Annotated in this window: 12 protein-coding genes; 9 read left to right on the top strand and 3 right to left on the bottom strand. The window is 67.8% G+C overall.

All coding sequences use genetic code 11. The features are described 5' to 3' along the window. The coding region (locus ACOJTB_RS16335; protein ID WP_420103584.1) for an OB-fold nucleic acid binding domain-containing protein at positions 1-359 on the bottom strand (359 nt) is incomplete at its 3' end. A gap of 145 nt (positions 360-504) precedes the next feature. On the opposite strand from ACOJTB_RS16335, the gene rnd reads away from it, so the two are divergent. The 3 genes from rnd to ACOJTB_RS16320 all read left to right on the top strand — a co-directional run bounded on the left by rnd (position 505) and on the right by ACOJTB_RS16320 (position 2,345). After that, positions 505-1,644, top strand: coding sequence for a ribonuclease D (gene rnd, locus ACOJTB_RS16330; RefSeq protein ID WP_420103583.1), 1,140 nt, complete (start codon positions 505-507; stop codon positions 1,642-1,644). Positions 1,645-1,735: 91 nt separating this feature from the next. Next, positions 1,736-1,981, top strand: a complete 246-nt coding sequence (locus ACOJTB_RS16325; RefSeq protein ID WP_420103582.1) for a type II toxin-antitoxin system Phd/YefM family antitoxin — start codon at positions 1,736-1,738, stop codon at positions 1,979-1,981. Continuing rightward, entirely contained in the window at positions 1,971-2,345 is a 375-nt protein-coding gene (locus ACOJTB_RS16320) for a type II toxin-antitoxin system RelE family toxin (protein ID WP_420103581.1), read from the top strand. The genes ACOJTB_RS16325 and ACOJTB_RS16320 overlap by 11 nt, the downstream gene beginning before the upstream one ends. On the opposite strand, the gene fliP is transcribed toward ACOJTB_RS16320, so the two are convergent. Together fliP and ACOJTB_RS16310 are read right to left on the bottom strand one after the other, a co-directional pair. Continuing rightward, entirely contained in the window at positions 2,266-2,997 is a 732-nt protein-coding gene (fliP, locus tag ACOJTB_RS16315; protein WP_420103580.1) for a flagellar type III secretion system pore protein FliP, read from the bottom strand. The two genes, ACOJTB_RS16320 and fliP, sit on opposite strands and share 80 nt — an antisense overlap. 297 nt (positions 2,998-3,294) lie before the next feature. Beyond that, complete coding sequence (locus ACOJTB_RS16310) at positions 3,295-4,779, bottom strand: hypothetical protein (protein ID WP_420103579.1); 1,485 nt, start codon at positions 4,777-4,779, stop codon at positions 3,295-3,297. Positions 4,780-5,014: 235 nt separating this feature from the next. Between ACOJTB_RS16310 and flgB the strand changes: the two genes are divergently transcribed. The 6 genes from flgB to ACOJTB_RS16280 all read left to right on the top strand — a co-directional run. Continuing rightward, positions 5,015-5,413 (top strand): flagellar basal body rod protein FlgB, encoded by a 399-nt coding sequence (gene flgB / locus ACOJTB_RS16305; protein ID WP_420103578.1) that lies wholly within the window; start codon positions 5,015-5,017, stop codon positions 5,411-5,413. Between the two features lie 11 nt (positions 5,414-5,424). Next, positions 5,425-5,835, top strand: a complete 411-nt coding sequence (gene flgC, locus ACOJTB_RS16300) for a flagellar basal body rod protein FlgC (protein WP_420103577.1) — start codon at positions 5,425-5,427, stop codon at positions 5,833-5,835. Between the two features lie 20 nt (positions 5,836-5,855). Further along, entirely contained in the window at positions 5,856-6,179 is a 324-nt protein-coding gene (gene fliE / locus ACOJTB_RS16295; protein ID WP_420103576.1) for a flagellar hook-basal body complex protein FliE, read from the top strand. A gap of 21 nt (positions 6,180-6,200) precedes the next feature. Beyond that, a complete protein-coding gene (gene fliQ / locus ACOJTB_RS16290; RefSeq protein ID WP_420103575.1) occupies positions 6,201-6,467 on the top strand; it encodes a flagellar biosynthesis protein FliQ in 267 nt (88 codons plus the stop codon). Positions 6,468-6,547: 80 nt separating this feature from the next. After that, positions 6,548-7,306 (top strand): flagellar biosynthetic protein FliR, encoded by a 759-nt coding sequence (fliR, locus tag ACOJTB_RS16285; RefSeq protein ID WP_420103574.1) that lies wholly within the window; start codon positions 6,548-6,550, stop codon positions 7,304-7,306. 6 nt (positions 7,307-7,312) lie between these two features. Next, the coding region (locus tag ACOJTB_RS16280) for an EscU/YscU/HrcU family type III secretion system export apparatus switch protein (RefSeq protein WP_420103573.1) at positions 7,313-8,055 on the top strand (743 nt) is incomplete at its 3' end.

Genomic DNA, 8,055 nt, shown 5'->3' with positions numbered 1-8,055 from the left:
TATTCGAGATCGCCGAACACGGGCAGCGGCAGCTCGGCGGAGGGGCCAAGCACCTCGATGCCGGTCGCGAAGACCTCGACCGCACCGGTGGGAAGATTGGCGTTCTCGGTGCCTTCGAGTCGCGCCTTCACCTTGCCGTCGATGCGCACCACCCATTCCGAGCGCAGCGTCTCGGCATCGGCGAAAGCCGGCGAATCCGGGTCGATCACAACCTGCGTCATGCCGTAATGGTCGCGCAGGTCGATGAAGAGCACGCCGCCATGGTCGCGGATGCGGTGGCACCAGCCGGAAAGGCGCACCTGCGAGCCGATGTCGCTGTCGCGGAGCGCGCCGCAGGTGTGGGAACGGTAGCGATGCAGGGTCACGGGATCGGTCTTTCGGAAATGCGTCGAGGGCCGGCGCATCCGCCCCGGCCGAAACTCGGGGGCTAACCACACGCGCGGGGGCGAAATGTCAAGAACGCCCGCGACATCCCGCCCGCACCTCTGCTATGAGCCCAGGACCATGCATCTGATCGCCGACACCGCCGAGCTCGCCGCCGCCTGCGAGCGTCTCGCCGCCCACCCCTTCGTCACCGTCGACACCGAATTCCTGCGGGAAACGACCTATTATCCGAAGCTGTGCCTGATCCAGCTCGCATCCCCCGATGAGGCGGTGCTGGTCGATCCGCTGGCGCCGGGCATCGATCTGGCGCCCTTCTTCGCGCTGATGAGCAACGAGGCGGTGGTCAAGGTCTTCCATGCCGCCCGGCAGGACCTCGAAATCGTCTGGCTGCTCGGCCGCGTGCTGCCGGTACCGCTCTTCGACACGCAGGTCGCCGCGATGGTGTGCGGCTATGGCGACTCGGTCGGCTACGAGCAGCTCGCCAATGATCTCGCCAAGGCGCGCATCGACAAATCCTCGCGCTTCACCGACTGGTCGCGCCGCCCGCTCAACGAGGCGCAGCTGGTCTATGCAGAGGCGGACGTGACCCATCTGCGCGACATCTATCTGGCGCTGAAAGCCGATCTCGACGCCTCCGGCCGCGAAAGCTGGGTGGCCGAAGAGATGAAGGTGCTGACCTCGCCCGCGACCTATGAGGTGAAGCCCGAGAACGCCTGGATGCGCCTGAAGGGCCGCATCCGCAAGCCGCGCGAATTGCCGCTGCTGATGGAGATCGCCGCCTGGCGCGAGCGCGAGGCGCAGACCCGCGACGTGCCGCGCCAGCGTGTCCTTAAGGACGACGCGCTGATCGACATCGTCCAGCGCGGGCCGCGCTCGACCGAGGCCCTGGCCGAACTGCGCTCCGTGCCCAACGGCTTTGAGCGTTCGCGCAACGGCGCCGAGGTGCTCGCCGCGATCGAACGCGCGGCGGCCATCGACCCCAAGACCCTGCCCCGGCTGGAGCGCGAGCGCGGCCGCCCGACCAATGGCGCCGTGCTCGACCTGCTCAAGGTACTGCTCAAATCGGTCGCGGATGCCGAGCGCGTGGCTCCGAAGATCATCGCCACCAGCGACGATCTCGAAGCCATCGCCTCCGACGAGCTCACCGGCGTGCCCGCCCTCACGGGCTGGCGCCGGGAGGTCTTCGGCGAGAAGGCGCTGGCGCTGAAGAGCGGCCGCCTCGCCCTTCGCATCGAGCGCGGGCGCGTGGTGGTGGGCTGAGCGCACGCCCGCTGGCAGAGCGAAAAAGGTACGCTATATTGGACGCAAATCGGGTCTGAAAAGACCTGTGCCGGATAGCGAGAGGCAGCTTATGCAGCGCGTCGAAGCCGAGATGGCGGTCAGCGTTTCGGATCTGAAGAAGAACCCCACGGCCGTTGTCGATAGCGCAGGCGGGCAGGCTGTCGCGATCCTGAACCACAACCGCGTGATGGCCTATATGGTCCCGGCCGACGCCTATGAGGCGATGATCGACGCCCTTGACGACCAGGCTCTGGTTGCGCTGGCCAAGGCCCGAGCCATTGAGAGGGGCGAGCCGGTCGGCCTCAATGAGCTATAGGCTCGAATTTCTCCCATCCGCCCGCAAGGAATGGGACAAGCTTGGCGCAACCTTGCGGGAGCAGTTCAAGAAAAAACTGGGTGAGCGACTTGCTCATCCGCGCGTGCCGGCCGATGCGCTTCACGGCATGCCGGACCATTACAAGATCAAGCTGCGTGCGGCCGGATATCGCCTCGTCTATCGCGTCGAGGATGAACGCATCACGGTAGTCGTCGTGGCGGTCGGAAAAGCGCGAACGGGCGAGCGTCTACAGGACGGCTGCGAAGCGCTGAACGGCGCCGGGTTCACCCCCCGCCATAACTCTTCACCAGCGAGCCCGCGACCAGCCCCCAGCCATCCACCAGCACGAAGAAGATCAGCTTGAACGGCAGTGCCACCGTGACCGGCGGCAGCATCATCATGCCGACCGACATCAGGATCGAGGCCACCACGAGGTCGATGATCAGGAACGGCACGAACAGCAGGAAGCCGATCTCGAAGGCCCGGCGCAGCTCCGAGATCATGAAGGCCGGCACGAGCACCTCGATGCCGATATCCTGAGGCGTGGCCGGACGCGGCCCCTGGGACATGTCGAGGAACAGCTGCAGATCCTTCTCGCGCACATGCCGCAGCATGAAGGTGCGGAACGGCACCACGCCTCGATTATACGCCTCCTGCGGCTGGATCTGTCCCGCTACCAGCGGCTGCACGGCGTTGGTGTAGGCCTCCCGCAAGGTCGGCGCCATCACGAAGCCGGTCAGGAACAGCGACAGCCCGATGATCACCGCGTTCGGCGGCGCGGTCTGCGTGCCCAGCGCCGAGCGCAGCAGCGACAGCACCACCACGATGCGGGTGAAGGAAGTCACCATCACCAGGATCGACGGCGCCAGCGAGAGCACGGTGATGACCGCGATGAGCTGGAGCGCCCTCTCGGCCACCCCTCCTCCTTGGCCGAAATCCAGCGAGAGGGTCTGCGCGGCGGCCGGCGTCGCCACGAAAAGGCACAGCGCCAGCGCTCCCGCCAGGGTGCGCGGCATGCTTCGCCTTCCCGCTCTGCCGTTCTGCTGACTCACGCGCGCCGCTCATGCCGCCGACTCAACCGGAGCCGGATCGAGGCGAGGCTAGAGCACCGGACCGAAAAGTGGAATCCACTTTTCGGAAAAATTCGATGCTCCAGCAATATCTTAGAGCATCGTGACCGCGTCCGTTGGGACGCGCGATGGTCTAGTCCCGCAGGGACAGGGCGCAACTGAAGAAGGCCGGCGCTGCGGCCGGCCTTCGTGATTCCTGTTGATGACGGCGGTGGCCGGAGCCTTTCGCGGGGGCTTCGTCCCTCAGGATTTCGCCTTCGGATCGCGGCCGAGCAGGCGCGCGAATTCAGCCTCGATCGCATCGACGGAGAACGGATCGAGCTCCTTGGCGGGCTCGGCAGGCTTCGGCTCGGCAGGTGTCTCGCCTGCGGAAACCGCTTCCGCCGGCTTGGCCTCCACCGTTTTGGCATCGGCACCGTCGAACGCGGGAGTCTTCACCTCGGGCGCGGGTTCCGCGACTGGCGCTTCGGCCAAAGTCACGGCGGGCTCCGGCTCGGCCGGCCCGGCCGGCGGAGGCAGAGGCTCGGGAACCACGATCTCGGGCTCGCTCGGGCGGATCGGCGCGGGCTGCATCGCCGCCTCGGGCTCGTCGGCGGGCGGCGCGCCGTTGGCCGGCTCCGGCACAGCCGGGAACGGCTTGGCGGCGGGGGGCTTGGGCGGGAAAACGGGCAGAGGCTTCGGCGGCGCGAAGGGTTTGGCGGCGACGGGCTCGGCTGCGTCGCCGGGGCGCGGGCTGACCGGCTTGGGTTTCAGCCCGAGAGCGGCTTCGAGCTCAGCCTCCATGTCCAGCATCGCCTGCGGCTTGGCCGGCGCAGGCGCGGCTCGTTTCGGCTCAGCCGGCGGCGCCGACGGCGCGATCACGGGTTCGCGCTTCGGCAGATCCGGGATCACGGGCTCGACCTTCGCGGCGGAGGCGACAGGCGGGGCCGGCGCGGCCGGAGAATCGAGCACCGGCGCGGGCGAGCGGACCGGCTGCGCAGGCGCCTCCTCGGCCGGATGGGCGGGGCGCACAGCCGAATGCGGCCGCTTCAGCGCCGCCTCGAGCTGGCGCGCCATATCGTCGAGTTCGTCGGCGCTGGCGGCCGGGGCCGGGGCATGCTCGCGGGCAAAGCTCGGCGCGGGGAAGCTTGGCGCCGGGAATGACGGCGCGGCCGAAGCGGGCGCCGTCGAGGCGGCACGGGTGGCAGAAAAGCCCTCGACACCGAGCGCGGTGGCGACGCCGGCCGCGGCCGCGCTCTCCACCGGAATCTGCACCGGCCGCATCGGCACGGCCGGCACGACATCCTCGACATCGTTGCCGGTGATCGTGCGGCGCAGCTCCTCGCCGGCGCGGATCGCCGGCTCGCTCGGCGGCACCAGCGTCTCGAAGGGCGGCAACGGCCGGTCCTGAGCCGATGGCTCGCTGAACATGGGGGTCGCCGAGCGCGATCCGGCCCGGACGATGTTGCTCTCGACCACGACATCCGACGCCCCGCCCACCATCAGCAGATGCTCGACATTGTCGCGGCGGATCAGGACGAGCTGGCGCTGATTGTCGAGATCGAAGCTGTCGACGATGCCCAGGCGCGGCTGGCGCTGGCGTCCGGCCCCCTGCCCCGGCACCCGCAGGCGCCCGCTTTTGAGCTGACGCGCGACCAGCAGCAGCAGGCCGAGCAGCACGAGGATCACCACCGAGGCGACGATCAGCTTCTGAGCCGTCGTCAGTTCCAGTCCAAACAAGCTCTGCAAGGCGCGCCCTCATCTCGCCACGGCCTTTTCGGCCGAAGGTCAACCCCGAACTTCCGCCCAAGGTTCAACACCTTGCCTATAGCACATGGCTTCCGGCTTCGGGAAACATGGTGAATGCGTAGTTAACGGCTTCGTTGAAAGGACGTGACTTTAACCGTCCGTTAACCATGCGCCCGGCAAGAATTGCCCAGTGACGAGGGGTCCCTGCCCCGTCGGTTTTCGGGAATCCGGTGCCATGGCGAATGACGGAGCGAGCATCGGCGGCGGCCTCCTCAACGCGCTGAAGACGCGCATGCACTACGCCCAGGCCCGCCAGAAGGTCCTGGCCGAGAATGTCGCCAATGCCGACAGCCCGGGCTTCCGCCCCCTCGATCTGAAGCCCCCCAAGCTCGACCGCTCCGATGGCGTCGCCCTCGCCCGCACCAGCGCCGGCCATCTCGGCCTCTCCGGCGGCCGGGGCGGCTTCACCGGGACCGGCGCGCCGCGCTTCGAGACCACCCCGAACGGCAACGCGGTCAATCTCGAGGACGAGATGATGAAAGTCGCGTCCAACCAGTCCGACTACCAGCTCGCCGCCTCGCTCTACAGCAAGGGGCTGAGCCTGATGAAGATCGCCATCGGCAAGAACGGCTGAGGGGGCGGCTGATGGATCTGATCAAGAGCATCGCCGTCGCAGCCTCGGGCCTGCGCAGCCAGTCCGGCCGCATGCGGGTCATCGCCGAGAACATCGCCAACGCCGATTCCGCCCCCGACCGCGCCGGCGTCGATCCCTACCGCCGCAAGACGGTGAGCTTCGAGCGCCATCTCGACCGCAGCCTCGATGCCCAGCTGGTGTCGCTGGGCCGCATCCAGCGCGACCAGAGCGCCTTCAGGACCAAGCACGAGCCCGGCAACCCGGCCGCCGACGCCAATGGCGACGTCAAGATGCCGAACGTCAACCAGCTCGTCGAAATGGTCGACATGCGCGAGGCCCAGCGCAGCTACGAGGCCAATCTGAACCTGATCTCCTCCACCCGGCGGATGATCCAGCGCACCATCGACATCCTGCGCGCCTGATCCAGAAGGAGATTCGAGCCATGGCCACGCCGAGCTTCGCCGCAGGTGCCTACGCCAACATCCAGGGCATGGGCGCCGGCAATCTGATGCGCAAGCCGCTCGCGGGCAGCACGGGCGAGACCGGCGGCGCCGATTTCTCGGCCCTGCTCGGCAAGGCGCTCGATTCCACGGCGGAAGCCGGCCGCAAGGCCGACATGCAGACCGCCAGCGTCGCGGCCGGCCGGGCGGACGTGGTGGACGTCGTCACGGCGGTCGCCGAGAGCGAGACCGCGATCCAGACCCTCGTGGCCGTGCGCGACAAGGTGATCGCGGCCTATGAGGAAATCATGCGGATGCCGGTGTGAGCGGCTGAGGACGGATCGACCATGACCTCCGGAGCCATTCTCGACGTCGCGCGCGACGGCATCGTCGTCTTCCTCAAGGTGGGCGGGCCGCTGATGGCGATCGCCCTTCTGGTCGGCCTCGTCGTCTCGCTGGTGCAGGCGCTGACGCAGATCCAGGAGCAGACGCTGATCTTCGTGCCGAAGATTCTCGCCGTCTTCGCAGGCATGATGCTGCTTCTTCCGTTCATGGGAGACGCGCTTGCGAGTTATATGGGGCGGGTCGCCGTGCGAATCGCCACGGGCGGATGATCCTGCCGCCGCCCGCTCCGGCCCTGGCCGGAACGGGCGCGACGCGGCGCTTCAGATGGCGCGGAACCGGCTCCGGCCCGATGCAGCTCGCGATCCTGCCACAGATCGGCGCCTTGTTCGTGCTGGTCTTCGCGCGCGTCGGCACCATGGTGATGCTGATGCCGGGCATCGGCGAGCGCTTCATCTTCTCGCGCGCCAGGCTCTCCCTCGCCTTCTTCATCGCGCTCGTGATCCTGCCCATGGCGCGCCCGAGCCTCAGCGTCCCCCAGGATCTGCCGGCGCTGCTGACGCTGCTGGTCGGCGAGGTTCTGATCGGCCTCGTGATCGGTGTCTGCGCCCGGCTCGTCATGGCCGCGCTCCAGACCGCCGGCACCATCCTGGCGCAGGCCATGGGGCTCGGCTTCGCCATGACGGTCGACCCCACCGGCGGCGCGCAGAACCCCTCCATCGGCAATTTCCTGACGATGCTCGGCATCACGCTGGTGCTGACCAGCGACCTGCACCATCTCGCCATCGCCGCGGTGCATGAGAGCTACCGGCTCCTGCCGCCGGGCGGGACGCCGGCGGTGGACGACGTGATGACGCTCGCCATCCGCTCCGCCGGCCAGGGTTTCGCGATCGCGGTCCAGATCGCCGCGCCCTTCATCGTCTTCGGGCTGCTGTTCAATCTCGGTCTCGGCGTCCTGGCGCGGATGATGCCGCAGCTCCAGGTCTTCTTCCTCGCGGTGCCGGCCTCGATCTTCGGCGGCATGCTGATCCTGCTGGCGGTGCTGGGCGTGATGATGAGCGTCTTCATCGCCGATATCGGCACCTTCCTGCGCCAGTTCACGGGAGGCTGACGGGCGATGTCCGAAGATGCCGACAACGAGGACAGGACAGAAGACCCGACCCAGCGAAAGCTGGATCAGGCGACCGAGAAAGGCGACGTCCCCAAATCGCAGGAGATCGGCACCTTCTTCGTGCTGTGCGGCTTCACGCTCGCGCTCCTGGTCGGGGCCGGCTGGTCCTCGCGCGAAGCGTTGGGGACGCTGCGCGCCTTCCTGATGAACGCCCATCAGGTGCCGGCGGACGGAGCCGGCTTCATGCAGGTGACGCGGCAGGGCGTGCTGACCGGGTTCATGGCGCTGGGCATGCCCTTCGCCTTCATTCTCTGCGCGGGTCTGGCGGGCGCGCTGCTGCAGCACAAGCTGCTCTGGACCGTCGAGCCGCTGATGCCGAAGTTCGACCGGATCAACCCCCTCTCAGGCATCAAGCGGATCTTCGGCAAGGAGGCTTGGGTCAATTTCGGCAAGGGCCTCGCCAAGACGGCGCTGATCGGCATCGTCGTCTGGATCACCCTCTGGAACGAGCACGACAGGCTGGGCGCCTTCGCGCAGATGGAGGTCGCGGCGCTGCTGCCGGCGACGCTCGCGCTGGCGATCAAGCTGATGGGCGCGGTGCTCGCGCTCTTCGCCGTGGTCGCGATCGGCGATTTCGCCTGGCAGCGCTTCACCTGGTATCAGCGCCAGAAGATGACCAAGCAGGAGCTCAAGGACGAGTTCAAGAACTCCGAGGGCAATCCCGAGATCAAGGCCAAGCTGCGCCAGAT

The organism is Allobosea sp. (genome assembly GCF_048595345.1).
In the GTDB taxonomy this organism is placed as follows: domain Bacteria; phylum Pseudomonadota; class Alphaproteobacteria; order Rhizobiales; family Beijerinckiaceae; genus Allobosea.
This window is presented reverse-complemented; position numbering and strand designations above follow the sequence as displayed.